Annotated in this window: 26 protein-coding genes; 10 read left to right on the forward strand and 16 right to left on the reverse strand. The window is 60.7% G+C overall.

The genetic code is table 11. The annotated features are described in order from the left end of the window. Positions 1-166 precede the first annotated feature (166 nt). Positions 167-769 (reverse strand): ANTAR domain-containing response regulator, encoded by a 603-nt coding sequence (locus tag ACEOAB_RS09415; RefSeq protein WP_309928746.1) that lies wholly within the window; start codon positions 767-769, stop codon positions 167-169. Then, positions 766-1,938: a transporter substrate-binding domain-containing protein gene (locus tag ACEOAB_RS09420; RefSeq protein WP_309928749.1), complete on the reverse strand. Its 1,173-nt coding sequence runs from the start codon at positions 1,936-1,938 to the stop codon at positions 766-768. The genes ACEOAB_RS09415 and ACEOAB_RS09420 overlap by 4 nt, the downstream gene beginning before the upstream one ends. A 369-nt stretch (positions 1,939-2,307) precedes the next feature. On the opposite strand from ACEOAB_RS09420, the gene ACEOAB_RS09425 reads away from it, so the two are divergent. The 7 genes from ACEOAB_RS09425 (at position 2,308) to ACEOAB_RS09455 (ending at position 9,697) form a co-directional block, all read left to right on the forward strand. Next, positions 2,308-3,558: an urea ABC transporter substrate-binding protein gene (locus tag ACEOAB_RS09425; RefSeq protein ID WP_495653642.1), complete on the forward strand. Its 1,251-nt coding sequence runs from the start codon at positions 2,308-2,310 to the stop codon at positions 3,556-3,558. Positions 3,559-3,619: 61 nt separating this feature from the next. Beyond that, a complete protein-coding gene (gene urtB, locus ACEOAB_RS09430; protein ID WP_495653643.1) occupies positions 3,620-5,272 on the forward strand; it encodes an urea ABC transporter permease subunit UrtB in 1,653 nt (550 codons plus the stop codon). 3 nt (positions 5,273-5,275) lie between these two features. Next, complete coding sequence (gene urtC / locus ACEOAB_RS09435; RefSeq protein WP_309928754.1) at positions 5,276-6,373, forward strand: urea ABC transporter permease subunit UrtC; 1,098 nt, start codon at positions 5,276-5,278, stop codon at positions 6,371-6,373. After that, positions 6,370-7,116, forward strand: a complete 747-nt coding sequence (gene urtD / locus ACEOAB_RS09440) for an urea ABC transporter ATP-binding protein UrtD (RefSeq protein WP_309928755.1) — start codon at positions 6,370-6,372, stop codon at positions 7,114-7,116. Before urtC ends, urtD begins: the two co-directional genes overlap by 4 nt. A gap of 5 nt (positions 7,117-7,121) precedes the next feature. Then, a complete protein-coding gene (urtE, locus tag ACEOAB_RS09445; protein ID WP_309928756.1) occupies positions 7,122-7,856 on the forward strand; it encodes an urea ABC transporter ATP-binding subunit UrtE in 735 nt (244 codons plus the stop codon). Positions 7,857-7,910: 54 nt separating this feature from the next. Next, the gene (locus tag ACEOAB_RS09450; protein ID WP_309928759.1) at positions 7,911-8,906 is read left to right on the forward strand and encodes an acetamidase/formamidase family protein; all 996 of its coding nucleotides are present in this window, start codon (positions 7,911-7,913) and stop codon (positions 8,904-8,906) included. Positions 8,907-8,935: 29 nt separating this feature from the next. After that, complete coding sequence (locus tag ACEOAB_RS09455) at positions 8,936-9,697, forward strand: SDR family NAD(P)-dependent oxidoreductase (protein ID WP_413315973.1); 762 nt, start codon at positions 8,936-8,938, stop codon at positions 9,695-9,697. 62 nt (positions 9,698-9,759) lie between these two features. Here the strand turns inward: ACEOAB_RS09455 and ACEOAB_RS09460 are convergent, their stop codons facing one another. The 13 genes from ACEOAB_RS09460 to ACEOAB_RS09520 all read right to left on the reverse strand — a co-directional run bounded on the left by ACEOAB_RS09460 (position 9,760) and on the right by ACEOAB_RS09520 (position 20,915). Continuing rightward, a complete protein-coding gene (locus tag ACEOAB_RS09460) occupies positions 9,760-11,238 on the reverse strand; it encodes an amidohydrolase family protein (RefSeq protein WP_495653644.1) in 1,479 nt (492 codons plus the stop codon). A 394-nt stretch (positions 11,239-11,632) separates the two neighbouring features. Next, on the reverse strand, positions 11,633-11,986 hold the full coding sequence (locus ACEOAB_RS09465) for a DoxX family protein (RefSeq protein ID WP_495653645.1): 354 nt from the start codon (positions 11,984-11,986) through the stop codon (positions 11,633-11,635). A gap of 3 nt (positions 11,987-11,989) precedes the next feature. Beyond that, positions 11,990-12,532, reverse strand: coding sequence for an NADPH-dependent FMN reductase (locus tag ACEOAB_RS09470; RefSeq protein WP_495653646.1), 543 nt, complete (start codon positions 12,530-12,532; stop codon positions 11,990-11,992). A 36-nt stretch (positions 12,533-12,568) separates the two neighbouring features. After that, positions 12,569-12,883 (reverse strand): Dabb family protein, encoded by a 315-nt coding sequence (locus tag ACEOAB_RS09475; protein ID WP_309928772.1) that lies wholly within the window; start codon positions 12,881-12,883, stop codon positions 12,569-12,571. A gap of 17 nt (positions 12,884-12,900) precedes the next feature. Beyond that, entirely contained in the window at positions 12,901-13,206 is a 306-nt protein-coding gene (locus ACEOAB_RS09480) for a YciI family protein (protein ID WP_145745815.1), read from the reverse strand. A 304-nt stretch (positions 13,207-13,510) separates the two neighbouring features. Continuing rightward, positions 13,511-13,897: a RidA family protein gene (locus tag ACEOAB_RS09485; RefSeq protein ID WP_125966973.1), complete on the reverse strand. Its 387-nt coding sequence runs from the start codon at positions 13,895-13,897 to the stop codon at positions 13,511-13,513. 46 nt (positions 13,898-13,943) lie between these two features. Beyond that, positions 13,944-15,038 carry a maleylacetate reductase gene (locus ACEOAB_RS09490; protein ID WP_495653647.1) on the reverse strand — a complete coding sequence of 365 codons (1,095 nt, stop codon included), beginning with the start codon at positions 15,036-15,038 and terminating at the stop codon, positions 13,944-13,946. A 5-nt stretch (positions 15,039-15,043) separates the two neighbouring features. Continuing rightward, positions 15,044-15,886 carry an intradiol ring-cleavage dioxygenase gene (locus tag ACEOAB_RS09495; RefSeq protein WP_495653648.1) on the reverse strand — a complete coding sequence of 281 codons (843 nt, stop codon included), beginning with the start codon at positions 15,884-15,886 and terminating at the stop codon, positions 15,044-15,046. Between the two features lie 149 nt (positions 15,887-16,035). Further along, positions 16,036-17,205, reverse strand: coding sequence for an MFS transporter (locus ACEOAB_RS09500; protein WP_495653649.1), 1,170 nt, complete (start codon positions 17,203-17,205; stop codon positions 16,036-16,038). Between the two features lie 179 nt (positions 17,206-17,384). After that, the gene (locus tag ACEOAB_RS09505) at positions 17,385-18,110 is read right to left on the reverse strand and encodes a DUF1028 domain-containing protein (RefSeq protein WP_209535060.1); all 726 of its coding nucleotides are present in this window, start codon (positions 18,108-18,110) and stop codon (positions 17,385-17,387) included. 33 nt (positions 18,111-18,143) lie between these two features. Beyond that, the gene (locus ACEOAB_RS09510) at positions 18,144-19,127 is read right to left on the reverse strand and encodes a tripartite tricarboxylate transporter substrate binding protein (RefSeq protein ID WP_186454224.1); all 984 of its coding nucleotides are present in this window, start codon (positions 19,125-19,127) and stop codon (positions 18,144-18,146) included. A gap of 31 nt (positions 19,128-19,158) precedes the next feature. Beyond that, positions 19,159-19,878, reverse strand: coding sequence for a DUF1028 domain-containing protein (locus ACEOAB_RS09515; RefSeq protein ID WP_145745809.1), 720 nt, complete (start codon positions 19,876-19,878; stop codon positions 19,159-19,161). 53 nt (positions 19,879-19,931) lie between these two features. Next, positions 19,932-20,915 carry a Bug family tripartite tricarboxylate transporter substrate binding protein gene (locus tag ACEOAB_RS09520; protein ID WP_413315979.1) on the reverse strand — a complete coding sequence of 328 codons (984 nt, stop codon included), beginning with the start codon at positions 20,913-20,915 and terminating at the stop codon, positions 19,932-19,934. Between the two features lie 124 nt (positions 20,916-21,039). Here ACEOAB_RS09520 and ACEOAB_RS09525 point away from each other — a divergent pair, with 124 nt between their 5' ends. Next, the gene (locus ACEOAB_RS09525; RefSeq protein WP_145745807.1) at positions 21,040-21,960 is read left to right on the forward strand and encodes a LysR family transcriptional regulator; all 921 of its coding nucleotides are present in this window, start codon (positions 21,040-21,042) and stop codon (positions 21,958-21,960) included. 154 nt (positions 21,961-22,114) lie between these two features. On the opposite strand, the gene acuR is transcribed toward ACEOAB_RS09525, so the two are convergent. Continuing rightward, the gene (gene acuR / locus ACEOAB_RS09530) at positions 22,115-22,750 is read right to left on the reverse strand and encodes an acrylate utilization transcriptional regulator AcuR (RefSeq protein ID WP_495653650.1); all 636 of its coding nucleotides are present in this window, start codon (positions 22,748-22,750) and stop codon (positions 22,115-22,117) included. Positions 22,751-23,210: 460 nt separating this feature from the next. On the opposite strand from acuR, the gene ACEOAB_RS09535 reads away from it, so the two are divergent. Both ACEOAB_RS09535 and ACEOAB_RS09540 read left to right on the forward strand, forming a co-directional pair. Next, the gene (locus tag ACEOAB_RS09535; RefSeq protein WP_495653651.1) at positions 23,211-24,878 is read left to right on the forward strand and encodes a GMC family oxidoreductase; all 1,668 of its coding nucleotides are present in this window, start codon (positions 23,211-23,213) and stop codon (positions 24,876-24,878) included. Between the two features lie 26 nt (positions 24,879-24,904). After that, on the forward strand, positions 24,905-26,137 hold the full coding sequence (locus ACEOAB_RS09540) for a CaiB/BaiF CoA transferase family protein (RefSeq protein WP_309928804.1): 1,233 nt from the start codon (positions 24,905-24,907) through the stop codon (positions 26,135-26,137). Positions 26,138-26,165 lie beyond the last annotated feature (28 nt).

Below are 26,165 nucleotides of genomic sequence, written 5' to 3' on the forward strand. Positions count from 1 at the left end.
GTCGCCGGCCGAGGCAACTTCGCGCTCGGCGTTGGTGCGGCAACGGCGCGGGCACCCTCCATGTGGCCCACGTGGAGGGCACCGATATGGTGAGCTTGGCGGCCGGGTCGGGCTTGGCAACGGCGGCGAACCAGCAGTCTTTGGGGGAAGGGGGCGCGCTACAGAATCACATTCCCAGCGCTTCGGTAGCTTTCAGAACTTGGCGCGCCACACTCTCGATCGGTTCGCGCTGCAACATGGCTCGCTCGCGCAGGACCTCGTAGGCTTCGTCTTCCCTGAGCCGACGCGCATCCATGAGTGCACGCGTGGCTTTGTGAATGACTTGCTGGTGGGCCGCCTTCTGCTCAAGGCGCTGTATGTAGTGCTCCCTTGATCGGCGTTGCTTGCTTTGGTGCAGTGTCAGCGCGAGCGCGGTCAGCACCCCGGCTGGCCTCACGGGCGAGGCAATCGTCGTGAATGCGTTCAAGTGCAATACCGCCGCAAGGGTGATGGGATTCTCGAACGCAACGATGGGAATGACGGGAGGTGCATTCGGCCTTTCAAGCCATGAGCAGGGCTGCGACAGTGTGTCGGGGTGAACGGACATGAGGACCATGTCGGTACCCTGCGGCAGAGTGTCTAGCGCCGGCCATGTGCAGCTGAACGAACACCCAATGCGCGAAAGCTGGGCCGTGAGTTCCTCTCGGTCTGCGTCATCGGGGTGGATTACCAGCAGCTGCAGCAGGCGGATGTCTTTGAAGATGACCTGGCTTTCGTTGATTCTGGTCATGCGGCCCCCACTGCAACCTTGCCTGTGCCGTTGTATTGCGGGTGCGGACGGCCTGCCCAAGCGGGGGGGACATGCGACATGACGTAAGGGTCCGCAATCACGGGTTCGGGCGCTTCCGCCAGGATGTCGAAACTGCCGTTGGCATTGCAGCGTCCAATACGAGGGTTCAAGTGGGTGTGGTGGTTGTTGCCGTCCACGCAGATGCGCCCTTGAGGCGCATCCATTTCAAGGCCCGCCATGGCGCGCGAGATATGAACCGGCTCCGTGCTGCCGCTTACGCCTATGGCTCGGACGAGCAAATGGGTTTGCACGTAGGCCGCCTCCCAGGAGGCATTGGTGCGTGCGTCGGCCCCAAAACGCTGGCGATAACGCTGGATGGCTTTGCCGTTGGCTTCCGTGTCCACAGACTCGAAGTAGGTCGAGCAGGTGATCAGCCCCTCTGCCAGTTCGGTGCCGATGGCCTGGACGTCGGCCTCGCAACTCATATGGCTGGCAACCGGCACCCTTTGACGATCGATGCCGGCGCGTTCCAGTGCTCTGTGCAGCCGGGCCATTCCTTCACCCACCACGGTCGAGTAGATGAAATCGACACCGCTGCGCCGGATGGCCTGGGCCGCTGCTTCGTAGTCACGCGCACCGGCATCAAGCGGCAGGTAGGTTTCCAGGGCCTTGCTGCCGCCGCGCTCGTGGATGAGTTCGCTCATCACGCGGTTGGCTTCGTGGGGGCAGACGTAGTCCGATCCGATCAGGGCGACGCGGCTGCCATGGCGTTCAAGCATGTAGCCCGCGAGCGGCAAGATGTTCTGGTTGGGCACGGCACCGCCGTAGAAGACATTGCGGCTGAATTCGAAGCCCTCGTAGGCAGTGCCGTAGAACAGCAGCGCGTCGTGTCGTTCCACCAACGGAATGACTGCCTTCCGGCTGCTCGACATATAGCAACCCAGGAACAGACGAATGCCGCTTTCAATGATGAGTTGCTCACTCAACTGCCCATACAGACGCGGGTTGGATGCGGGATCGACACACACCGGGACGATCTCTCTGCCGAGCACGCCGCCGGCGTCGTTGATTTCCTCGATGGCCATCAACACGGCTCTGCGCTGCGTTTCCTCGACAGCTGCCGTTACGCCGGTTGAAGAATAAAGAACGCCGATCTCGATGGGTGCCATGTGTATGAATGTGCTGTGCTGGTTCACCATGCAGCACCGCGATGGTGCGGTGTGGGTGCGCGGACGCGGTGCATGCCGCTGTGGAGCAGACCTCGGCGCAAGAAGCGAGCCATCGGCTCCCGTCGATCCACCTGTGAGAGAAGCACGCAGACGCGCAAGGTGAGGACCATTTACATGCAGCCGTGTTGAAGGGTGGCACGCCGTTTGCATCGTGGAAGCAGTCTCTGGGATGCGCACCATCGTCAAGCATCCAGGACACGTTGCTGCGGACAAAGGCGTCCATGGCGACAACGGCAAAAGAGCCCGACCCCTCCGAGGGGTGCGGGCTCTTTTTTTTTGTTCGCGAATTTCTTCAGTCGGAGTGAAGCAATGAAAAGACGAAATTTTCTGTCTGCAGTGGGATCGGGTGTCGTGGCGGTGTCGGCTGGCAATCTTTCCCAGACCGCGCTCGCGGCAACACCTTCGGGTAGTGGTCCCGTCAAGCTGGGTCTGCTGTTCTCTCAATCTGGCGCCATGGCGAACAACGAGTCGTTGCTGAAGGACATCTCGCTGATGACGATCGATCAGATCAACGCCAAAGGTGGTGTGATGGGGCGCAAGGTCGAAGGTGTCGTGGTGGATCCCGCGAGCGACTGGCCGATGTATGCACAGATGAGCAAGCAGTTGATCCTCAGCGAGAAGGTGGCGGCCATCTTCGGTTGCTGGACCTCGGTTTCGCGCAAGTCGGTGTTGCCTGTAGTGGAGGCGCAAGACAGCCTGTTGTTCTATCCGCTGCATTTCGAGGGCGAGGAGCAATCCAAGAACGTCGTCTACCTCAACTCTCCGCCCAGCAGCTCTGTGCTTCCTGCAGTTGAATACCTGATGACCCCCCAAGGCGGTGAGGCCAAGCGATTCTTCATGTTGGGCAGCGACTATGTTTGGCCGCGCACCATCAACAAAATGCTCAAGGGTTACCTCACGACCAAGGGTGTGCCCAACAGTGCTATCCGCGAGCAGTACGTTCCCTTCAGCCATTCGAACTTTCAGTCGATCGTGCGCGACATCAAGGCCTTCGCGGCGCAGCCCGGCGGCCAGGCCATCGTGGTGCTGACAGTGGTGGGAGATTCGATTCCCGCGATGTTCAAAGAGGCCATCAACCAGGGCATTCGTGCCACAGACATCCCGATCCTCGGCCTGGACGTGGTGGACAGCGATCTCGAAGGGCTGGACACGGCGCCACTCACGGGGCATCTGAGTTGCTGGTGCTACTTCCAGAACGTCGACACCCCTGCAAATCGCCAGCTCAAGTCCGACTGGGCGAGCTATGTCAAGGCCAAACAACTCAAGCACCGCCCTGACATGGTGATCGATCCCATGGTGAGCACGGTAATGGGAATCCAGCTATGGGCGCAGGCTGTTACCAAAGCAAAGTCGTTCGAGCCCGCGGCCGTACGCAAAGCCATGGCGGGCATGACGGTCGCGGATCCTGCAGGTTACGTCGCGAAGATGGATGCGACCAATCAATACCTGTGGCGCGGCACCATGATCGGCTCCATCAACGCCAAGCAAGGCTTCGACATTCTCTGGAAGTCCAAGGACATCGTTGCGCCGGTTCCCTACAGCCCTTTCGTCAAGGCGTGATCGCGCCTGCGCGCGGCCGACGTGCACGGCACGTCGGATCTCCTGACTGTGGAGCTCTCTCATGAAGTCTTTGTTCGAACCATTGCGCGGAACAGCGCGCTGGCGCCGCTGGTTCCAGCATCTGATGCTCGCGTGCCTGTGCGGACCATTGCTGCAGGCACAGGCAGCCATGCCCGCGCAAGAGCGCAGCTCTATCGTCGCGTCCATCTGTACCGATCCTGGGTCGTATCGCGGCGCCCTGGATCGCATCGTTCAAGCGGTGGTTGGCGCCTCTTCGGAGGACGCCGCCTGGGGCAAGACATTGCTGGAGCGGCTTCAAGCCGTGGCGGTGATCTGCCGCGCGCAAGGTGCCCCGGTGTTCAAGGTGGACCACGGCGTTGTGGACGCGGCTACGTTCGAACCCGTCACCGAGGCCGTCGATGAATTGCCCATGGTGCCTACGCTGGTGTTGGCGCGACTGCTGAAAACGTCGCAGGCAGAGATAGAGCTTTTCAGTCCCGACGTGCTCATTCGCCGAGCGGCGGCCCAGCGCATGAGCCAGGCATACGCACAGATCAACGAGCCCCTCGTGCGGTTGGCATTGTCCAAGGCTGCGGACCCTGAAGTCATCGCGACGCTCGAACTCGCCCTGGCCAAGCGCAGCCTCGCCAGCGGGTCAGTGGAAGTGCGCGTCGAAGCCATACGCGCCATGGGTAAAGCGCCCAGCGAAAGCACACGCTCTCTCTTGCAAAAGTACCAAGAGGATCGCCCGGATATGAGTGCCGGCGAGCGCGCGGCACTGACGCAGTCACTGTCGCAGATTGATCGTGCACTGGAGGTAGGGAGGGCCGCTTCGATCTTCTTCAGCGGCCTGAGCTATGCGGGGGTTCTTCTCATCACCGCACTGGGTCTGTCGATCGTGTTTGGCTTGCTCGGTGTGATCAACCTCGCGCACGGCGAATTCATCATGATCGGTGCGTATGCCACCTATGTGGTCGAAAAATGGCTTCAGGCTCACGCGCCTGGTTGGTTCGATGCGTATGTGTTCCTCGCCATTCCCTTTGCTTTCCTCGTGTGTGCGCTGATCGGGATCGTGCTCGAGATGACCATCATCCGACACCTCTACAAAAGGCCGCTGGAGACGCTGTTGGCGACGTGGGCGGTCAGCATCGCCTTGATCAAGCTGGTACAGATCCTCTTCGGCTCGCAGAACGTCGAGTTCATCACACCGTCGTTCTTGCAGGGAGGGGTGCAGTTGTATCCCGGTTTCTTTGTCACTTGGAATCGCGTGTTCGCCATCGCACTGGGGCTGGTCATTTTTGCGACTGCCTACGCACTGATCCGCCAAACACGGTTCGGTCTGTTGATCCGCGCCACAACGCAGCGGCGGGATACTGCACGGGCACTGGGCATTCCCGCGTCTTCCATCGACCGCCTGGCGTTCGGACTGGGCAGCGGCCTGGCCGGCTTGGCTGGCGTTGTGCTTACCCAGATCGCCAGCGTGAATCCCTCCATGGGCACCGGCTTCGTGATCGATGCCTTCATGGTGGTGGTGCTCGGTGGGGCAGGGAGTTTGGTGGGGACGGCCGTGTCCTCCCTGATCCTGGGCGAGGTCAACCAGTTGATCGAACCATTCCATGGCGCTGTGGCTGCGAAAGTGGCCGTACTGCTGCTCATCGTTTTGATCATCCAGCGCCGCCCGCAGGGCCTCTTTGCGCTCAAGACCCGGGGTTGAACCATGCCGAATTCCGTCTTTTCCCCTCGAACCCCTTTTCGCTCAGCCAGCCGCATCGGCTTGCCTGCGCTGCTGGTGTGCGTGGCGTTCGTGCTGCCGCTCTTCAACGCGGTCTTTTCCCCCGGCCACCCGCTGCATCTGTCCTTGTTCGTCGTGAATCTGGTGGGGCAGATCATGTGCTTCGCGCTGCTGGCGCTGGCGCTGGACTTCGTGTGGGGTCTGTTGGGCGTGCTGAGCCTAGGACACGGCATCTTCTTCGGCATCGGCGGCTACGTGATGGGGTTCCACCTTCTCAACTCGGCCTATGCAGACACGAAGGTGTTGCCTGACTTCATGCAGTTCATGGGATGGAGCACATTTCCGGCGGCACTGAAGCCCTTTGCCGACCTCCCCATGGCCCTGCTGTTGGGTTTGGTGCTGGCGGTGCTGGTGGGTGGCGTGGTCGGGCTGGCAGCGTTCCGGTCCCGCATCAACGGTGTGTATTTCTCCATCATCACCCAGGCTTTGACGTACGCGTTGATGCTTCTGCTGTTCAACAACGACCTGGGTCTCGGTGGCAACAACGGCTTGACGGGCTTCACGCTGCTGGCGGGCTTCAACCTGGCCCACGAATCGACCCAGGTAGCGTTGGCCAGTTTGTCGGCCGTCGTGCTGGCGGCGGTGTTCTTTCTGTTGCGCCGGCTGGCACTGTCCAGCTTCGGGCAAGCCATGGTGGCCGTGCGGGACGATGAGGCGCGGTTGCGCTTTCTGGGTTTCAGGACCGACCGCATCAAGCTCGCCGCTTGGTGCCTGTCGGCTGCCGTGGCCGCACTGGCCGGCATGCTGTACGTGCCTCAGGTCGGGATCATCAATCCTGGCATCGTCTCGCCCACGCTCTCGGTCGAGATCGCGGTGTGGGTGGCCATCGGGGGGCGTGGAACGCTGGCTGGTGCGGTGCTCGGGGCGGTCATCCTCAGCTGCCTCAAGTTCTGGCTGAGCGCCGAGATTCCCAGCGCTTGGCCTTTCGTGCTGGCTGGCATCACGCTGCTCATCACGGTGGCCTTGCAAAACGGGCTGTGGGGCGGTTTGCAGCAGTTGCGTGCCTGGAAGGCTGTGTCATGAGCCAGACGACCGCCTTGTACATCAACGGGCTGAACGTTCGTTTCGGGGGCTTCGCGGCCATCACCGATCTCACACTGGAAATCCGTTACGGCGAAACACGTGCCCTGATTGGGCCGAATGGCGCTGGCAAGACCACCTTGATGGACGTCATCACCGGCAAGACACGACCCAACAGTGGCGAGGTTTTTCTGGACCGCACGCTGGATCTGGCCGTGCGCGGCGAGGCCGAAATCGCGCGCAGCGGCATCGGACGCAAATTTCAGAAACCCAGCGTCTTCGAGGCGTTGCCGGTGGCGCAGAACCTCGAACTGGCCGTGCGGCGCGGGTTGGGCTGGGGCGCGATGGTGATGTCGCGGCTGAGCGCGGTGCAGCGGGAGCGCATCGATGAGGTGCTCGTGACCATTGGATTGCAGGAAGAGCGCCAGCGCAAGGCGGCCGAACTCTCGCACGGCCAGAAGCAGTGGCTGGAGATCGGCATGTTGCTTGTGGCCGAGCCCAAGGTGTTGTTGCTGGACGAGCCGGTGGCGGGCATGACCGAGGCGGAATCCGAGCGAACGGTCGAGTTGATTGCCTCTCTGCGTTCCCCCGCCCGGGCCATCGTGGTCGTCGAACACGACATGGAGTTTGTCGGTCGCGTGGCCGATCTGGTGAGCGTGCTGCACGAAGGGCGGCTGCTGGGCGAAGGGTCGATGCAGGCGGTGCGAACCAACGCGAAGGTCATCCAGGTCTATCTGGGAAGGTGATGGTGATGCTCAAGATTGAAGGACTGAACCAGTACTACGGCAGCAGCCACGTTTTGCGGCAGGTGAGCCTGCAGGTGGCTGATGGCGGCTGCACGGTGCTGCTCGGGCGAAACGGCGTCGGCAAGACCACTCTTTTGCGCTGCCTCATGGGACTGCTGCCCATTCGTTCGGGCCAGGTAATGTTGGGTGGTCAGGAGGTGGCATCGTGGACACCCGAAGCCCGCGCGCAGGCAGGCATGGGCTACGTGCCTCAGGGCCGCGAGGTGTTTCCAGAACTCACGGTGCGTGAAAACCTGCTCGTGGGCGAAATCACCGCTGAGCGGCGGCGCAGGCCAGTAGGGCATGGAGACGGTGCCGGACCGGACCGCCGGCCCCGCCACACCTACGAAGACGTCGTGAACCTGTTTCCCGTGCTCAAGAGCATGGGGCAGCGGTTGGCCGGGAATCTCTCGGGCGGTCAACAACAGCAGTTGGCCATTGCGCGGGCGCTGCTGACCCAGCCAACGCTGCTGATTCTCGATGAACCCACGGAAGGCATCCAGCCCTCCATCGTGCAGGAGATCCAGGCCGTCATCGCCTCGCTCAAGGGGCAGCTATCGATTCTTCTGGTGGAGCAATACGTCGACTTTGCCGAATCGGTGGCTGACCATTTCACTGTGCTCGTGCGAGGTCAGGTCGCGGCCTGTGGTGAAGGCCGTGACATGGCGGCCACCGACATTCGTTCTCTGATTTCGGTCTGACCAGCCCGGCAGACCTCTCCCTGATTTCAACCTAACCAAAGCAAGGAAAAGACAATGGACTGGCTCAAACAATCGATCATGCACATGCGAGGTGTCGCCCGCGGTGAAGTGGGGCAGACTCATGAGTTGAGCGAGGCCCGCCAAGGCACCTTTCACTACACGATCGGCCCCTACTCGCAGCCGGTGATGCAAGTCGCACCGGGTGACCGTATCGTCGTGGACACCCGTGATGCGTTCGACGGGAAGATCCAGACCGAACAGGACCTCCCCAGCCAGAAGCTGCGAGTTCCGTTCCTCAATCCCCAAAGCGGCCCGATCATGATCGAGGGTGCTGAAAAGGGCGACGTGGTGGCGGTCTACATCGAGTCGATGTTGCCGCGCGGCGCCAACCCCCGAGGCACTTGTTGCCTGATCCCGCGCTTTGGTGGACTCGCAGCCACGGACTTCACGGCACTGCTCAACGATCCGCTGCCGGAGATCACTCGCAAGATCGACCTCGATGAAGACGGCGTCTACTGGAGTCGCCGCGTCACGCTGCCTTACCGGCCGCATATCGGCACCCTGAGCCTCTCGCCCGAGATCGACTCCATCAATTCGCTCACCCCCGACAACCACGGGGGCAACATGGACATCCCCGACATGGGGCCGGGCAGCATCACCTACCTGCCGGTTCGTTCGCCCGGCGCGCGGCTGTTCATTGGTGATGCGCACGCCTGCCAAGGCGACGGTGAGGTCTGCGGCACGGCGGTGGAGTACGCGAGCCGAACCACGATTCACGTAGACCTCATCAAGGCTTGGGAGATTGATTGGCCCCGTCTGGAAACGGAGGACAAGATCATGGTGATCGGAAGTGCCCGGCCGCTCGAGGACGCTACCCGCATCGCCTACCGTGAACTGGTGCTCTGGATGGCCCAGGAGTACGGCTACGACCAGTGGGATGCCTACATGATGCTCAGTCAGTGCGGCAAGGTTCGCCTGGGCAACTTTGTGGACCCCAAGTACTCGGTGGCCGCCGGCGTGGAGAAGAAGTACCTCGCCGACCTGGCTTGAGTCAGCTGTTCAAGGCATAGGAGATCGATGTGGACCTGCGATTGCAAGGATTGAAAGCCGTTGTCACCGGCGGCACCAAGGGCATTGGACGAGCGATCGTTGAAACGCTTCTGGCTGAGGGAGCAAGGGTCGCTTTTTGCGCGCGCCATGGCGCCGAAGTCGCACAAGTGCAAGCTGAACTCTCGGCCGGCGGCGCGAAGGTTCGGGGCCACGCACTGGATGTGAGCGATGGCGACTCACTCAAAGCTTGGATTGCCGAAATCAACGCCGATTTTGGCGGCATAGACATTGTCGTCGCCAATGTCAGTGCGCTCGCCATCTCGCACGACGAAGCTGCCTGGCGCAACGGGTTCGAGGTGGACTTGATGGGCACGGTCCGTTTGGTTGACGCGGCCATGCCTTCGCTGGAAAAGAGTGCACACGCGGCCTTGGTCACCATCGCCAGCGTCTCCGCGCGAGAGATCGACTTTGCCTCTGGGCCGTACGGCGCGTTCAAGGCCGCGATCGTGCACTACACACAAGGCTTGGCTTTTCATCTGGCGGGTAAGGGCATCCGTGCCAATTCGGTCTCACCGGGAAACACATACTTTCCCGGCGGCGTCTGGACTCAGATCGAGACTGACAATCCCAAGCTGTTTGCGGAAGCCCTCGCACTGAATCCAACAGGGCGGATGGGCACGCCTCAGGAAATGGCCAATGCGGCGGTGTTTCTCGCCAGTCCGGCGGCGAGTTTCATTACCGGCACCAACTTGGTAGTTGACGGAGCGCTAACGCGTGGAGTTCAACTTTGAGGTAGAGCCCGCCGGTAGCCGACGATGGAGGACACCAGCGCTGCGATGTCCCCAAGCGTTGCTTACATACGGCGGAGCGGCATAAACGATTCCGAAAATGGATCTGGCTTGTAGCCGGCGGCATTGAACAGATAAGCGCGGGACTCGTCGATCGCGGCGCGCAGTTTTGCTCGATCTACGCCCAGCACGACGCCATCACGTTTGCGCAGCCGCCCACCGATGATGACGGTATCGACATTGCTGCGCTCAGCCGCGTGCACCACGGTACCGATCGCGTTGTTGACCGGGTAGATGTTGAGGTCCCTCGTTCGGATCAGAACCACGTCGGCCTGCTTGCCCGGTGTCAGGCTGCCAGTGCGCTTTTCCAGTCCCGCAGTTGCTGCGCCGTCGATCGTGGCAGCCTGCAGCAACCGGGAGGCATTTGTCGATGCCGCCACATCGGGATTGCCACCGTGTCCCAGCACCCGTCGCAGATAGAAGGCCACGCGCATCTCCATGAACATGTCACCGCTGTAGGAGGTCTCGTTATCGACGCTCAGGCCAGGGCGAATGCCATGCTCGAGCGCCTTCTGCCACGCATTCATGCCATCCTCGATGCCGTAGTGGGCATCTGAACGTGGGGTCACGCTGACGCGCACACCTGCTTCGCGCAAGATCTTCCAGGCGGATTCCGGCAGGCCGATGCAGTGGTTGAAGATGTTGTCGCTACGTAGCAGCCCCTTGCGGTGCAGGTCCGGAAGTTGGGCTGCCAGGTCGGCGCCAATGAACTCGGTCACGATGACAGCGCCCAGTTCCCGTGCAATGGCCCACTGGTCCGTTTCAAGCTTTGGAAAGGCGTCCATCACGCCAAGTGTCAACAAGCCTGCAGGCCGATTGGCGAGGTACTTGGCATGCAAACGTGCAAGGTTGCCCGGCCAATGTGCCGTATCCCAATCGCCCGCGACCGGCGCCCCGGTGACGTGCACTGCCCGGATGCCTGACTCGAGCAGTGCGTCAACTGCGGCGTCGGAGTGCGCGGCCGTACGGCTGTTGTGCGAATCGTCGACCACGGTAGTGATACCGGCATCGATGCAACCCAGCGCCGTGATCATGTTGCCTACGTAGATGTCGCGCGGGCGGTAGTACTTGGCAAATGAGAGGTGGGTAGCGTTGCTATAGTCCTCAAGCGTTGCCGCATTGGGGTTAATGCGACGCAGTTGGCCTTCCCAGGAATGGCGATGAGTATCGACCATGCCTGGAATGGCGATCATGTCCGCGGCGTTGATTACTTCGGCTCCGCCAGCATCAAGGTTCACGCCGATGGCAGCAATGGTGCCGTCGGCAATCAGGATGTCTCCCTTGGGCATATTGCCGACTTTGTCATCCATGCTGATGATCGTGGCGCCTCGAATCAGAAGCTTGCGAGGGGGCGGTGCCAGCGGTGCCATCAGCTCGGCGCCCCGATCGAAAATTGCTGATCTTTCACGGGCGCCAGCGGCTCCAGTCAAGTATGTTGCCGCGGCAAATGCAAATGCGGTACGGCGGGTGATAGCAGAACTCATTCTGACCTCATGATCGTATGGTTGGATGGGAATGCGATGTGCCATAACTGGCGCCATGGGACGGAATCTATGATTTCGACATTCTTTAGAGAAGAACGGAACTTGGAATTGAGATTTACGAAGATCGGAAGAATTGAGTCAGCTCGTCAACCGCGCGTTTCCTTCCAGGTCGAAGTCCTCAGCCCTGATATTTCCAGGAAGGACATCGGACCCGACGGTTTCACCAGCTTGAAAAAGCTGAGATCCGCCGTCGATCTGTAGATTGCAGATCACAAGATCGGCTCCGACCGTTCAATTGGAAGGCGATCCCCACGAGATCCTGGTCAACGCCGCACGGGTAAAGGGCGCAGTTGACGTCGCGACGGACAAGTGGGGAGCGGATTGGCCCGCCACATCAGCCATGGATGGCGACGATCACCATGCAGAGTGCCCAGAAGACATGCAGTTCGCAGCCCCCCAGGCTCCAGTTCCATTTACCGCCCGAGATCTTGTACGAGGCCGCTCCCGCGGAAAGCATGAACAATGCCCCAAGCCACGCGATGTATGGCTGCAGCAGGTTGAACACGAGACCGATAGTCGCAATGACTTCAATGATCAGCGACACGATGACGAAGAAGGCAACTGGGCGCAATCCTGCGGACTCGAAGACCTTGTCCACGGCTTGGCGCGCAGTGAACTTCGCAACGCTGTGCGGGATGAACATCAATCCGCAGAGGATGGAGAGCAGCCGTACTGGATCGTCGATCATGGCTTAGCCGAGCCGCTGTTTCAGGGCCTGCATGGCAAGCAGCAAATCAACGATGAGCTTGCTGCCACCCTCATCGGTGAACTGTCCTTGCGCATCGAACTTGTCCGCGCAATGATTGATGAACACCTCGGGCTTGTTCACCGTGAACGCATCCATGAACACCAGGACCTTGCGCAGGTCGTACTGCACGCGCGCCGTCCCGACTGGCCCGGGGCTCGCGCCGATGATGCCGACGACTTTGCCTGTGAAGGGGGGCTCCGGCGGGCGCGACATCCAATCGAGAGTGTTCTTCAGCACTCCGGGGATGGAGAAGTTGTATTCTGGTGTGGCGATCAGCAGTCCATCCGCGCGGCGCACTTTTTCCTTCAGCGCTGCGACGGCGGCGGGCTCACCCTGAACGCGCTGATCGTCGTTGTAGATGGGAACATCGCCGATGCTTGCGATCTCGATCCTGATTCCTGAAGGCGCGAGTTTCTGAGCTGCTTTGAGTGCCAGCGTGTTGTAAGAGCCGGCGCGGAGGCTGCCGGACAGGCCAAGAATGTTCATCGGGTTTCCAGTCGAAATTAGACGAGGTCCGCGGACCTATGCCGCGAGTCTTGTAGTGAAGTAATCCACCTGGTGCCGCGCGATACGCAGATTGCCAACTTCGCGCTTCACGCGCAGGTGTTCGGGGTGACTCGCGTAGGCCTCCAGGTCTGCTTGGGAGGCGAATTCGCTGTACAGCACGACGTCGCACGCATAGTCCACGCCGCTTGTATCGATTCCAATTTCCAGGTGCAGAAGGCCGGGTATTCGCCCGCGAAGGCTGTGGAAGCTCTCCGCGAGCTGGCCAGCGTTTTGCCGACGCTGTTCAGGCGTTTCGCCGCGCAGCTTCCACATGACGATGTGTTTGATCACATTGCTCTCCATGACGCTTACTTTGCGGGCGGAAAGCCCGCCTTCTGAGGCCATAGATTCTGGAAGGCATGGATACTGCTTGATGCATAGACGCCAGCGTGCGTGAACGGCTCGTCATTGAGCCATGTGAGTGCATCGTCCCGGGAGGCGAACTCGATCGACAGCAAGCTACCGATCATCGACGTTCCGTCATCCGTGAGAAGGGGGCCGGCAAAGGCGATCCGGTCAGCTACCTGGGCCAGATATGCTTTGTGGGCGGGCCGAAGTTGCAGGCGTAGCTCCTTCGAACCAGGCTTGTCGATCAAAAAGAATGTGTAGAGCATTTTGGGATATCGCATCCTCGCAAGTGCCGTGGACAGGGAACATCGCAGTCGGCGGGTTGACGCTCGCAATATCGAAGAAGCCCCAAGAGCGCGGCGTTCAACCGCGCAGCTCTTCGGGGAAAACAAAGGCCACCGGACATCGGACACCGCCGACGATCGGCTTTTGCTTGCCTTGACTCGTCCAGGTCCCTTTACTCGAGGTCGTGGAGCCTGGGCGTTGATGATGGTCGCGATATGCCGGCGTATCGAATCACCACCGACGGGAGCCTCATGGCTCCCGTCGGCGGGGCTTTGATTGGCCTGGTCAGTCCTTGACGGTGGCGATCGCCTCGATCTCCACCCGGGCGCCCATGACCAGCGCTGCCGCCTGGAACGTCGTACGCGCCGGCGGATCGTTCGGGAAATACTCGCTGAACACCTTGTTCATCGGCAACATTTCCGCAAGGTCCGCAACATAGATGACCACCTTGTGGACATCTTGAAGCGACGAACCACCGGCTTCGAGAACGGCTTTCAGGTTCTCACAGACCTGGCGCGTTTCCGCCTCCATGCCGCCCACAGCCAGTTGCCCCGTGGCGGGATCCATACCGAGCATGCCGGACGTGTAGATCCAGTCGCCAACCTTGATGCCTTGTGACAGCGGTACCTTCACTGGCGGGACTTTGTTCGTGTGAATGACGGTTCTCTTCATGTTGCTCTCCTAAAGGTTGGTTAAATCTGCCTCGAGAGGCAGGCGGTTAAGGCACTTGTGCGCCAATCGAACTCGGCCTCACGCCTTCATAGGCGTGCTGCAGCAGATCGCGGATCTCGGCGCGCTGGGCGCTGCCGATCGGACGCGGGTTCCAATATGGGTTGGCAACCGCAATGTAAGCAGCCTTGTCGAGATCCTCGTGCCGCATGCCAATATCCTTCAATGCCACCGGGGCACCGTTTTGCTGCGCAAGGTCGAAAAGGCCAGCCGCCGCGCTCACCCCATTTCTTCCAAGCGCACGCTCGATGCGTCTGACTGCTTGTGGGGCCGCGGTCGAGTTGAACGCTATCGCGTGGGGCAGCACGATGGTATGGACTTCAGCGTGGGGCAAGTTGAATGTTCCGCCAAGCGTGTGGCAAAGCTTGTGGTGCAGCGCCATGCCGACCGTTCCGAGCACGGTGCCGCACAGCCAAGCCCCGTACAGCGCGTCGCTCCTGGCCGCTATCTCCGTGGCGTCCGCCCGGATTCCCGGCAGCGCCTGTGCAAGTGCGCGAATCCCTTCCTCGGCCATCAGATCCATGACCGGATTGCTGTCCTGCGCGTACAAACCCTCTGCGGCATGCGCGATGGCGTTCATCGCGCTGGTGACGCTCATGCCGACTGGAAGCGTCAGCGTGAGTTCGGGGTCGTAGATCACGGTGCGAGGCAGCACGCGCAGATCCTTGCCTGTCTTTTTGAGCCCGGCTTCCGTGATGCCATAGATCGGCGTCATCTCGCTTCCAGCGTAGGTCGTCGGAATTGCAAGCACAGGGAGGGAAGACTCGAGCGCAATCGCCTTGCCCAGTCCGGTCGTGGATCCACCGCCGATCGCAATGGCGCAATCGGCATTGAGCTGGCGCGCGAACTCACGGGCTTCCCGCGCAGTTTCGATCGGCACATGCATCACCGCACGTGCAAACACCCCTGCAGCTCGGTTGCCGATGCGCTCGGCAATCGCGCGAGCCTGTTCGGCCTGCTCGGGAGTCGAAAGAACAATCGCTCGTCTGGCGCCCAGGAGATCGATCTCCCGCTCGAGATGCGACAGGCTCCCGGCACCGAAGATCACTCGCGAGGGTTGCGCGGTATAGACGAATTCCTTCATGTCCATCAACCCGAGTGCCCGCGAGTCGGGTTGAGAACGAAGTCAAATTCCAGCAGGTAGCTGCCATCCGCCTGCTCCTTCCACTCGCAGATCAGCGACTGGCGCACGCCGAATACGGCATCCGAATCGAGATAGTCGCTCTTGTCGCGAAAGACATGCGTGACCAGCGTCTCGTAGCCGGGCGCCTTGATCATGAAATGAAGGTGCGCAGGGCGCCAGGGATGGCGTCCTGTGGCTTCCAGCAAGCGACCCACGGGACCATCGTGAGGAATTGCGTATGGAACAGCGAGGATGGATCGGAAGCAGAACGTGCCGTCACCATCCGCCGTCAATACGCCCCTCGCCTGGGCTTGGTCCAAGCCTTCTTGTTGTACGTCATAAAGTCCGTCTTCGTCGGATTGCCATACATCCAAGACGGCGCCCGGGATGGCTTTACCCGCGATGTCGCGGACGGTCCCGCGCACCAGGCAAGGCGTACCCTTCGCCCCGTTGGCGATGTCATCGCCGAGCTCATACCGGGGCGCACCTTCGACATGGAAGGGTCCGAAGACAGTCGATTCTGTGCATCCTCGCGGCTTCTCGGTATTCATCGCAACCGTGAGCATGGACAACCCCAACACGTCGGAGAGCAGGATGAACTCCTGACGCTTCGAGTCCGTGATGTGTCCGCACTGCGTGAGGAAGTCGACTCCCTGGAACCATTCCTCCTCTGTCAGCTTCACGTCACGTGCAAAGGCATGGAGATGCTGCACCAAGCTCGTCATGATCTGCTGGAGACGAGGAGTCCCGGCCTCTGCGAAGCTGGCGATCACGGCCTGAGTGATGTTGTCTTGATTGAGGTTTCGCATGGTTCACAAGAAGCGCGTTTTTCCGCGTGGGGCAGTCGAACTTTAAATTTTCACAAAGTAGATGAAAAGTCGCTGAAATGGAAATGATATTTCCTGAGTTTGGAAAAATGGATCGCTTTACCGTGGCTCGCCATTGAAACCGGGCGCACTCAATCGCCAGCCGACCGGCGCTGAAGGCCACGCGCAAAACTTCGGCCCACGAAAGGCAAGGCAACAGCCGCCGACAACAGGACTGGAGTAAAGCCGAACCGGTCCACGACATACCCGGCGGCGGTCACGCCCAGCGCCTGTCCGGTGAACAGGAAAGACGCGAATACGGCCACGGATGTCCCCCGTGCCGCAGGCACCATCTGGGTTGCGTGGGTCTGCAGGGTGTTGTGATACAGGAAGGTTCCGAAACCCACCACCAAGGCGATAAGGCCAGAAAGCAGAGGCACCGCAGAAATCCACCAAGCCAGAAAGCCGATCCCCATCAGCCAGCCACCTGCCAGCACCATGCGCCATTCCCCGAAGCGGGCCACGATGTGCCTGGCGGTGAAGGCGTATACCAAGCCGCCGACCGCATTGAGAGCTGCCAGGGCAGAAGCCGTGGACAGCGGCAGTTCGTGGCGCACATGCAGGTAGGTGGGTAGATAGCTCAGCGGCCCTAGTAGGAAGAACCCCTCTGCCAGTACCGCCAGCAGCACGACACGCGCCCAAGGCAGGCGCAGAACGTACAGCAACTGCTGCGACATCGGCACCCGAGAAGCAGCAGCGACGGGCGCGGCGATCGAGGCATGTACCTGCCGCGCTTGCGCCACGAGCAGGAGCGCCACAACGGAGTACCCCACGCTCAAGCTGAGGAAGGCGGCGCGCCAGCCGACGGCCGATTCGGCAAAGAATCCGCCGGCCAACTGGCCTGCCATCATTCCCGAGATGGTCCCTGTGAGCAAGCGCGCCAGCGTTACCTGGCGCTGGTCGTAGGGGACGGTGTCACCGATCCAGGCCATGGCCAGCGGGATCACGCCCGCGGCGGCGATGCCCCATGCGACGCGGGTCCAGACGAGCACTTGGAAGTCGGGCGCAAGCGCCGACGCCAAGGATGCCCCCGCACAGCCGGCGAGCGCCAGACGCACCAAACGTGCCTTGCCATAGCGGTCGCCCATCGGTCCGAACAGCAACTGCACCAGGCCGTAGGCGACGGCAAACCAGATGATGACCTGCCCGGCTGTACCCGGCGTCACGCTGAAGTCGCTGGCCAAGCGCGGCAGCATCGCGTCGCAGATGCGCAAGGCGGCCGCGCTGAAAAACGCTGCGCCAGCCAAGAGGGGGACCGTCATGGCGCCACTGGCGGTCGCTTGGGGTGTCCGCTCACAGTGGATGGGCCGGCTGCCCGGCTTTCACCGTTACCCTGGCCGAGGTTGCCAGCGAAGTTCATGAAGACGGAAAGGTCAGGGGTTTCGTCGATTGCGCAAGGCGTTCGGAGAGGCGGCACAAAGGGCCGGCAGTTGCCCTCTGATCACTTCAGCGTTTCTTGGAGGTGAGCGCCGCTCAGGCTCTCGCGCTCCCATGCCAACTGGGTCGGGCAGCTGGTGGGGTCGACCTCCCGTGCTTCGTAGTAAGGCTGATACGGCTTGTACAGGTTGTAGATGCGACGCAGTTCCTCCACCGCGGTCCCGTGCATGTCGACGCGCAGGTCCCATGCCGCATAGCTCTCGCGATCCATCACGACCACACAGGCCGATCGCTCGGGCAAATGTCGGTCGTTGGCGGTCTGGCCACCTGCGTCCCTGCCGGACTCCAGCGTGCTGATGAGGCGTTCAACCAGCGGCCAGGTCGCATCTTCATTGAACTTGGCCTCCATCGCATTGAGCACGTGTTCGCCTGCTAGTACGTTCCCGAAGACGGTGTAGTCCGTCCCCGTCTTGTCTCCGGCCCAACCCGTGACGCGCGAGCCCGTGTGAACCACGCCCAAACCGTCTCGTGTCATCACGGCGATCTGGCGAAGGCTCTCGTGGACGTCATCCTGGACCAGCGCTGCAAGCACGCTTTTGCTCGTTAGCCCTTGCCGCAGCAGGCTCTGCCCCAGAGGGGCATTCCGCCTGCGCCCGTTGGCCTGTGACATCACGACGCCATAGGCACTGTGCGCTCCTTGCGTGAACGACCCGAAGGCAACTGAATACGTCGCAACGGCGACGCCGATCTGGTGAGTCCGAGGGCAGCGCCCGATTACTGTGTAGGTCACGATGAATTTTTTGTCAGGGTAATAGGTATAGGCTCAGTCAAGGCGAATGTTGTTGCGCTTCACGACTGCTCCCCACTCTTCGAAGTCTTTGGCCAGGAATGAAGCAAACTGCGCCTGTGTTCCACCCACTGGAATCAAGCCTAGATCGAGCGCCTTCTGTTGGAACTCGCTCGATGCCACGATCTTCTGCAATGCCACTGATAGACGATTCAGGGCTTCCGGAGGGGTGCCGCGCGGCGCCAGGATTCCATTCCATGAATGCAACTGGTTGCCGGGATAAATCTCCGACAGGACAGGGACACCTGGCAGATTCGGCACACGCCCGTTTGCAGACACTGCCAACCCTCGCAGCTTGCCTCCGTTGATCTGAGGGATGGCGGCAGCTGACGCTTCCATCGAAAACTCCACGTCCCCACTCATGACAGAAAGGATGCCTCCATCCTTGTATGGAATTGCCGTCATAGCAATGCCCGCCTTCTGCACGAACTGGAGGGCAGCAATGTGGCTTGGCGTGCCGTCTCCGTATGTCGCGTAGTTCAGCTTGCCCGGTTCCCGTTTGGCGGCTTGCACCAACTCATCGACCGACTTGAACGGGGAGTTAGCGCGAACGATCATCACAAAAGGAACTTCCACGACATGGATGACCGGCACCAGATCGGATGCCTTGTATGGAAGCTTGGTAAACACATGTGGATTGAGCGAGACCGACGGAGCCGCGGTAAAGAGAAGCGTGTGTCCATCGGCGGGAGCTTTGGCCACAAGGTCCGTGCCAATGATCTGGCTCGCCCCTGGCCTGTTGTCGACGAGGACCGGCTGGCCAAGATCCTTGGTAAGGCGCTCTGCAATGAAGCGGGCCGTGACATCCGGAGAGGCTCCTGCCGGCCAGGGGACGACCAGGCGCACCGGCTTTGTCGGAAACGGCGTCTGGGCGAAGGCGGACGCGGACAGGAGTGCCGCTGCCGCGAATACAGACGCGGTGCGGCGTGAAACGGCGCAACGAAAAAGATTGATTCTCATGTCTGGCTCTACGAAAGGAATGGGTTGAAGTTCAGGCCAGGTGCGACGGCGGTTTGCCGTACTCGCGTTCGATACCGCGCTCCTTGAGCCAGTCCTTGTGCCGGGGCATGACCGACGGGTCATCGACCAACGCCTCGTAATACTCCACCAGTGGCATGTACCAGTCGACGATCCGCCGCAGTTCCGCGATCGGCTCGGACGCGTGGTCGCAGCGCAGATCGAGCCGCGCCGTGCCCTTGCGGCCGAACGTCTTGATTGCCGCCGAGGTCTGGCCCTCCAATTGGCCGCCGGCATCACGGCCACCTTCGATGGCGCGCAGCAAGCGGTCGTCGAAACTCGCAGCTCGGTTGCTCTCCCATGCCTCGCAGATCCCATCGATGGTCTTCTCGCCGGCGAGCACGTTGCCGAAGGCGATGAAGTCGGGCCCGATGCGGTGCCCCGCCCATTGATAGTTCTTCTTGCCCGTGAAGACCGCCATCCCGCCGCGTGCATCGAGGACGCCGACCTGCCGGTATTCCCAGTGTTTGTCCATCTGCTCCATGTCGATGAGCACCTTCTGGGCTGAATATCCTCTTTCAAGCAAGCCCAGCGCCACCTTGCCCAGCCGCGGTTCCACGGAGGATTGATAGGAGAGCACGCCGGCCTGCGCCGACCCGAACGGCGCTATCCAACCCACCGCCGGCGAGAAGCTCGAAATGCAGAGACCGAAATCACCCGACTGCTTGTCGCGCGCAATGATCGTGAAAGTCATGACTAAAACTCCGTTTTTGAATTGATGAGATTGACGCTTTCCGCTTGGCTGAGTCAGTCGAGTCGAATGCTGTTCTGCTTCACCACTGCTCCCCAGTTGTCGAAATCCCTGGCCAGGAACGAACGAAACTCTGCAGGCGTTCCCCCGGCGGGAATCAATCCGAGTTCGAGCAGGTACTGCCGAAACTCGCTCGATGCCGCGATCTTCTGCAGTGGCGCAGACAAGCGATCCACCACTTCCGCAGGAGTGCCACGCGGCGCCAGGATGCCGTTCCACGAGTACAACTGGCTGCCGGGGAAGCTCTCAGATAGGGCGGGTATGCCAGGAAGACTTGGCATACGTCCGTTCGCAGATACGGCCAGCGCGCGCAGCTTCCCTCCCTTGATTTGAGGAATGGCGTCCGCCGAAGCGACGAACGCCCAATCCACGACTCCGCTCATGAGGTCGAGAATGCCTCCATCTTTGTATGGCACGTGCGTCATCGTCGCGCCGGTCTTCTGCAACAGCTCCAGCATCGCAACATGGTTGGGGGTACCCGGACCATGAGACGCATAGGTCAGCTTGCCGGGCTGCTGCTTGGCGGCTTGCAACACCTCGTCGACTGACTTGTACGGGGAACTCGTACGAACGCTCAGCACAAAGGGAACGTCGACGAGGTGAATGATCGGCACAAAGTCTGAAGACTTGTATGGCAGCTTGGTAAACAAATGCGGATTGAGCGAGATCGCGGGAGCTGTGCCGTAGAAAAGCGTGTATCCGTCGGCGGGAGCCTTGGCCACTGTGTCCGCGCCGATGATCGAGCTTGCCCCCGGCTTGTTGTCTACAAGCACTGGCTGTCCAAGATCCCTGGAGAGGCGCTCGGCAACAAAACGGGCCGAAACGTCTGGTGACGTTCCCGCTGGCGTGGCGACGACCAGCCGAATGGGCTTCGTCGGAAACGCTGTCTGGGCGAAGACGGATCCGCCTACGAGCATTGCTGCCGTGAGTACAGACGCGGTACGGCGGGAAAGAGCCGCACGGAAACGATTGATGCTCATGCTTTCTCCAAAGTGGGCGATTCGGATAAGACCCATGTACCGAACCGGTGAGCCACACTTTAGAATTTCACAATTAGGACGAAAACCACCCAGCCCGGAATTCACATTTCCAAAAGTCGGAAAAATGGATCGATTCACTGAGCTATCGCTCTTCATTCAGGTTGCTGAGCGTGGGGGGCTTGGCAAGGCCGCCGAGGCGTTGGGCTTGTCGAATCCTGCGGCAAGTCGCACCTTGGCTTCGCTCGAGAACCGCGTCAAGGTGCGGCTCGTAGAGCGGAACACGCGTCGCCTGTACCTGACACGCGAGGGGCAGGAATTTCTTGAGCGTGCGAGGCACATCCTCAGTGAGTTGGAAGACGCGGAATCGGCACTCCAAAGCGCTACGCTCAATCCCTCGGGCGTTCTACGAGTGAGTGCCTCGCTGTCTTTCGCGATGCAAATCATTGCGCCTCGCTTGCCACGTTTTCAACAGTTGTACCCGCAGCTGCGTGTGCACATAGAGACCGCGAACAGGTACTTGGACATGATCGACAACGGGATCGATGTCGCAATCCGAACACGCGAACTGGAACCGGACAGCACCATCACTATTCGCCGGCTGGGGACCACACGGAGATTCTTGGCGGCTTCGCCGGCATACCTTGCGAACCGAGGCGTGCCGCAACACCCGAACGAGCTTTCGCGGCACGCGCTTTTGCTATACGTCTATGCGAAGAACCCGAATGAACTGAGTTTCACCCGCGGGGCGCAGCGGGAATCAGTGGCGGTTCATGGCTTGCTCGAGTCGAACGATGGCCAAGTCCTCAGGGCAGCTGCGCTGAACGGCCATGGAATACTCGTGCAGCCCAGCTACATCCTCTACGACGACGTTGTTGCCGGTCGCTTGGTGCCTGTACTGGACGAGTGGGAGTTGCCGCAACTCACGATCAATATCGCCTACCCCAATCGAAAACACTTGTCGGCGAAAGTTCGCGCGTTCATCAACTTCATGGTTGATGAATTTGCCGACCATGAATACGAGCGGAAGTGGACCGGGCGGATGTGACGCTCAAGCCCTGCAAAAGTACCTGCTGCTGCTCCGCGTCCCAGCTCCGCCCAGGGCGACCGCATGTGGGGCGGGGGGTATTGAGGGTTTGCGCGCACCGGGCGGAAATTCCGACGCACTTCGGAATGCCTCAGCCCGATTGGTGCAGATCACTCTAGTTCTTGACGCACGCCTGAAAAGCTTCGGCGAATATCCGCAGGGGTTCGTTCTTACGCTCGAGCTTTGCTCGCAAGACGGCGCCTTCCCAGCCAATCCAGAAGAAAGCGGATAGCCGTGCGCAGTTCGCTCTTTCTGGAATCTCGCCGAGACGCTTCGCCTCCTCGAGGCAGCGTTCAACTCTCGCCTGCCAGTCAAGGAGCACGTCGCTGAGCTGCGTTCTAAACGCTTCTGGGAGCGCGCCCATTTCCTGGCCGAGGTTGCCGATGAGGCAGCCTCGCTTGAAGTCAAACCGGCCCATGCCTTGCTCAGCTTCCTTACAAAAAGCATCGATGCGCTGAAGCGGCGTCAGGCTCGTATCAAGCAACGCCAGGTCGAGCTTGCGAACAAAGTAGTCGGCGTAGAGCCTGATGAGCTCCGCACCATAGGCTTCCTTGCTGGCGAAGAAGTGATAGAACGACCCCTTCGGAACACCAACAGCCGTCAACACTTCGTCGATGCCGGTCGATGAGAAACCTTTCTCGGTAAGTGCGGCGACTCCAGCTCGCAGCAGCTGCTCACGAGTTTCGCGGTGCTCACCAGCCGCCTTTGGCGGCCGCCCTCTTCTGCGAGGGAGTGCGGCGAGTGAATGCATCGTGCAAGTATTAGACCAATCGGCTCAATATGTCCAGAGTGTTTCCTCGGGACACCTGGACAAGGAAACGCGCGCCTTCGGAGCACGAAAAACACCGAACAAACCCTAATCATTTAATTAGGCAATCGGTCTAATATTTGTTTGCCGTCGACGAAGGGGCGGCTAGCTCTCAGCAATGCAGGCCCTGCCGCAGAGCTGGGCGGATGGCGAACCTGTCCGAAAGGACGTCCCAGCAATAGATCGACCGACTTACCCTAGCGACTGACCACTTGGCGCACTACAAGATGACACGCGTCCCATGCATGCCCAGAACCTCTCTCAGCATCCCGCCATGGGCGAGCCAAGGCAGCCTCTTGCTGCGATGTGCGGCGGCCAAGGTCTCCTTTTTTTTGCCTTTTAAAAAACGATCGGTCTATTTAATGGGTTACCTCACGCCGGTTGCCGCGCCAGGACTTCATCCATGACCGCCTCATCCTTTGACTACATCGTGGTCGGTGCAGGCACAGCTGGTTGCCTGCTGGCAAACCGGCTCAGTGCCGACCCGACCAGGAAGGTCCTTCTCCTGGAGTCGGGCGGACCTGACAACTATCCGTGGATTCATATCCCGGTCGGCTACCTCTACTGCATAGACAACCCCCGAACCGATTGGCGCTTCCGCACCGAAGCTTCACCTGGCCTGAATGGGCGCGAGCTTCTGTATCCACGGGGCAAAACCTTGGGCGGTTGCTCCAGCATCAACGGCATGATCTACATGCGCGGACAAGCCCGAGACTACGAGCATTGGGCAAACATCACCGCCGACGACGCATGGCGTTGGGAAAACTGCCTGAACGACTTCAGGGCGCACGAAAACCACTACCGCCTGGATGCCCGGAACGCAGCAGCATTGAATGGGCATGGAGAAGCCTTCAAGTCGCTCCATGGGTCCGGCGGAGAATGGCGCGTCGAGAAGCAACGCCTCAAGTGGGAAGTGCTGGATGCCTTCGCTGACGCGGCCAGGCAAGCTGGCATCCCTGCCACAGATGACTTCAACAGCGGCGACAACGATGGCGTCAGCTACTTCGAGGTGAATCAACGCAGCGGATGGCGTTGGAATGCTTCGAAGGCATTCCTGAGGCCCGTTCGAAGGAGCCGCGTAAATCTCACCGTGTGGACGGGTGCGCAAGCCAGCCGGCTCCTGCTCAAGCAATCCGCCGACGGCCAGCCTGCCTGCCATGGCGTCGAATTGGTGATGAACGGCCATCGCCAAACAGTTCACGCGAGGGGCGAAGTCATCTTGAGTTGTGGTGCGATCGGCTCCCCGCAGCTGTTGCAGCTCTCAGGCATCGGCGACGAGAGCACCCTGCGTCAGCTGCAGATTCCCGTGGTGAAACACTTGCCGGGCGTCGGAGCCAACCTCCAGGACCACCTCCAGATCCGGTCGGTCTACAAGGTGGAGGGAGCCAAGACCTTGAACACCCAAGCCTCGACGTTGTGGGGCAAGGCGGGAATCGGCCTCGAGTACCTTCTCAGGCGCAGCGGCCCGATGAGCATGGCCCCGTCCCAGCTCGGAATCTTCACTCGCAGCAGCCCGTCGTACGTTCACCCGAACATTCAGTACCACGTTCAGCCCTTGAGCCTGGAAGCGTTCGGCCAACCTCTTCACACCTTCCCGGCGATCACAGCGAGCGTCTGCAACCTGAATCCAACCAGCCGCGGGCAAGTCTCCATTTCGAGCCCCGACTTCAACAAGGCTCCGCGCATTGCGCCGAACTACCTGAGCACCTCGGAAGACAGGCAGGTCGCAGCGGACTCATTGCGCGTAACGCGGCACATCGCCGCTCAACCAGCCATGACCCCCTACAAGCCGGTCGAGTACAAGCCCGGACCTCAATACGAAACGGATGAGCAACTCGCCCGGCTGGCAGGCGACATCGGAACGACCATCTTCCATCCGGTCGGAACCACCGCCATGGGCCCTGCTCGCGACCCACTCTCGGTCGTCGACAGCCATCTGCGAGTCCACGGCGTCAAGAACCTGCGGGTGGTCGACGCCGGGGTCATGCCGACCATCACCAGCGGCAACACCAACAGTCCAACGCTCATGATTGCCGAGAAGGCCGCACGCTGGATTCTCGCTGGCATCTGACTCACCCAACAGAGGAGACATCCGCCATGAATACCCCCCAGGGATTGCCCCCCAAGAAAGGGCCGCTGGACGGAATCACCGTCCTGGACTTCTCGCGCGTACTTGCCGGTCCCTACTGCACGATGGTGCTGGCGGACCTCGGAGCGCGCGTCATCAAGATCGAGCGCATCGCGACTGGCGACGACACCCGAGCGTTCGGCCCCTTCGTGGATCATGAGTCGGCGTACTTCATGTGCTTCAACCGAGGCAAGGAAAGCATCGCGCTGGACATCAAGAGCCCACGCGATCGTGACCTGCTCGAGCGAATGTTGTCCGAAGCGGACGTACTGGTGGAGAACTTCCGCCCTGGTGTGCTGGACCGACTCGGCTACGGCGCAGAGCGTCTGGCTCGCACCCACCCTCATCTGGTCTACGCTTCCATTTCGGGCTTTGGGCATACAGGCCCCTTCAGCGACCTCCCCGGCTACGACATGGTCGTGCAGGCCATGGGAGGCGTAATGAGCCTGACCGGATGGCCAGACGCGCCTCCGGCACGGGTTGGCACAAGTTTCGGGGACCTCAGCGCAGCGCTGTTCGCAGCCATCGGAATCATTTCGGCGCTCTACAAGAGGACACGTGACGCCCAGGGCACCCGCGTGGACATCGGCATGCTCGACTGCCAGGCAGCCCTCATGGAAACGGCACTCGCTCGTTTCGACGTGGAGAAGAAGGTCCCCACGCGGACTGGCGACTGCCATCCTTCCCTTGCACCCTTCGAGACTTTCGCCGCCAAGGATGGGCGATTCGTCATCGCCGCAGGCAATGACCAGCTGTTCATGCTGATGGCAGATGCGCTGGAGAGCCCTCAGCTGGCGTTGGACGTGCGGTTCTTCACCAATGACCTGCGCTGTCAGAACCGTCCGGCGTTGGTCCAGGCCATCGAAGACATCACACGAATCAAGCCGATTGCCCATTGGATCGCGCGACTCAACGAAGCCGGCGTTCCGTGCGCGCCCATCAACACGATCGACAAGCTGTTCGACCATCCGCAGCTGCTGGCGCGCAACATGATTGTTCAAGTTGAAGGCGCAGGAAAGAAGCCTATCCGTACAGCTGGCAATCCCATCAAGATGAGCGCATTTGCCGACATCGATGTACTGACGCCCTTGCGCGCTCCGGGCCTGGATGAACACCGCGAAAGCATCCTCGCAGAACTGATGTCGCGCACCGGCGATTACGCACCTGCGGCCGGCAGCGCAGAGCTCGACGCCGCTGCTTGAACCATCTGTTTCATCTGTCTGAAGGAGA

This window comes from Variovorax sp. Varisp53, assembly GCF_059491555.1.

Excerpts from the sequence above, each read along its gene's own strand:
- ACEOAB_RS09415 (WP_309928746.1), bottom strand. The coding sequence starts at position 769 with ATGACCAGAATCAACGAAAGCCAGGTCATCTTCAAAGACATCCGCCTG.
- ACEOAB_RS09420 (WP_309928749.1), bottom strand. The coding sequence starts at position 1,938 with ATGGCACCCATCGAGATCGGCGTTCTTTATTCTTCAACCGGCGTAACG.
- ACEOAB_RS09425 (WP_495653642.1), top strand. The coding sequence starts at position 2,308 with ATGAAAAGACGAAATTTTCTGTCTGCAGTGGGATCGGGTGTCGTGGCG.
- urtB (WP_495653643.1), top strand. The coding sequence starts at position 3,620 with ATGAAGTCTTTGTTCGAACCATTGCGCGGAACAGCGCGCTGGCGCCGC.
- urtC (WP_309928754.1), top strand. The coding sequence starts at position 5,276 with ATGCCGAATTCCGTCTTTTCCCCTCGAACCCCTTTTCGCTCAGCCAGC.
- urtD (WP_309928755.1), top strand. The coding sequence starts at position 6,370 with ATGAGCCAGACGACCGCCTTGTACATCAACGGGCTGAACGTTCGTTTC.
- urtE (WP_309928756.1), top strand. The coding sequence starts at position 7,122 with ATGCTCAAGATTGAAGGACTGAACCAGTACTACGGCAGCAGCCACGTT.
- ACEOAB_RS09450 (WP_309928759.1), top strand. The coding sequence starts at position 7,911 with ATGGACTGGCTCAAACAATCGATCATGCACATGCGAGGTGTCGCCCGC.
- ACEOAB_RS09460 (WP_495653644.1), bottom strand. The coding sequence starts at position 11,238 with ATGAGTTCTGCTATCACCCGCCGTACCGCATTTGCATTTGCCGCGGCA.
- ACEOAB_RS09465 (WP_495653645.1), bottom strand. The coding sequence starts at position 11,986 with ATGATCGACGATCCAGTACGGCTGCTCTCCATCCTCTGCGGATTGATG.
- ACEOAB_RS09470 (WP_495653646.1), bottom strand. The coding sequence starts at position 12,532 with ATGAACATTCTTGGCCTGTCCGGCAGCCTCCGCGCCGGCTCTTACAAC.
- ACEOAB_RS09480 (WP_145745815.1), bottom strand. The coding sequence starts at position 13,206 with ATGCTCTACACATTCTTTTTGATCGACAAGCCTGGTTCGAAGGAGCTA.
- ACEOAB_RS09485 (WP_125966973.1), bottom strand. The coding sequence starts at position 13,897 with ATGAAGAGAACCGTCATTCACACGAACAAAGTCCCGCCAGTGAAGGTA.
- ACEOAB_RS09490 (WP_495653647.1), bottom strand. The coding sequence starts at position 15,038 with ATGAAGGAATTCGTCTATACCGCGCAACCCTCGCGAGTGATCTTCGGT.
- ACEOAB_RS09495 (WP_495653648.1), bottom strand. The coding sequence starts at position 15,886 with ATGCGAAACCTCAATCAAGACAACATCACTCAGGCCGTGATCGCCAGC.
- ACEOAB_RS09500 (WP_495653649.1), bottom strand. The coding sequence starts at position 17,205 with ATGACGGTCCCCCTCTTGGCTGGCGCAGCGTTTTTCAGCGCGGCCGCC.
- ACEOAB_RS09510 (WP_186454224.1), bottom strand. The coding sequence starts at position 19,127 with ATGAGAATCAATCTTTTTCGTTGCGCCGTTTCACGCCGCACCGCGTCT.
- ACEOAB_RS09515 (WP_145745809.1), bottom strand. The coding sequence starts at position 19,878 with ATGACTTTCACGATCATTGCGCGCGACAAGCAGTCGGGTGATTTCGGT.
- ACEOAB_RS09520 (WP_413315979.1), bottom strand. The coding sequence starts at position 20,915 with ATGAGCATCAATCGTTTCCGTGCGGCTCTTTCCCGCCGTACCGCGTCT.
- ACEOAB_RS09525 (WP_145745807.1), top strand. The coding sequence starts at position 21,040 with ATGGATCGATTCACTGAGCTATCGCTCTTCATTCAGGTTGCTGAGCGT.
- acuR (WP_495653650.1), bottom strand. The coding sequence starts at position 22,750 with ATGCATTCACTCGCCGCACTCCCTCGCAGAAGAGGGCGGCCGCCAAAG.
- ACEOAB_RS09535 (WP_495653651.1), top strand. The coding sequence starts at position 23,211 with ATGACCGCCTCATCCTTTGACTACATCGTGGTCGGTGCAGGCACAGCT.
- ACEOAB_RS09540 (WP_309928804.1), top strand. The coding sequence starts at position 24,905 with ATGAATACCCCCCAGGGATTGCCCCCCAAGAAAGGGCCGCTGGACGGA.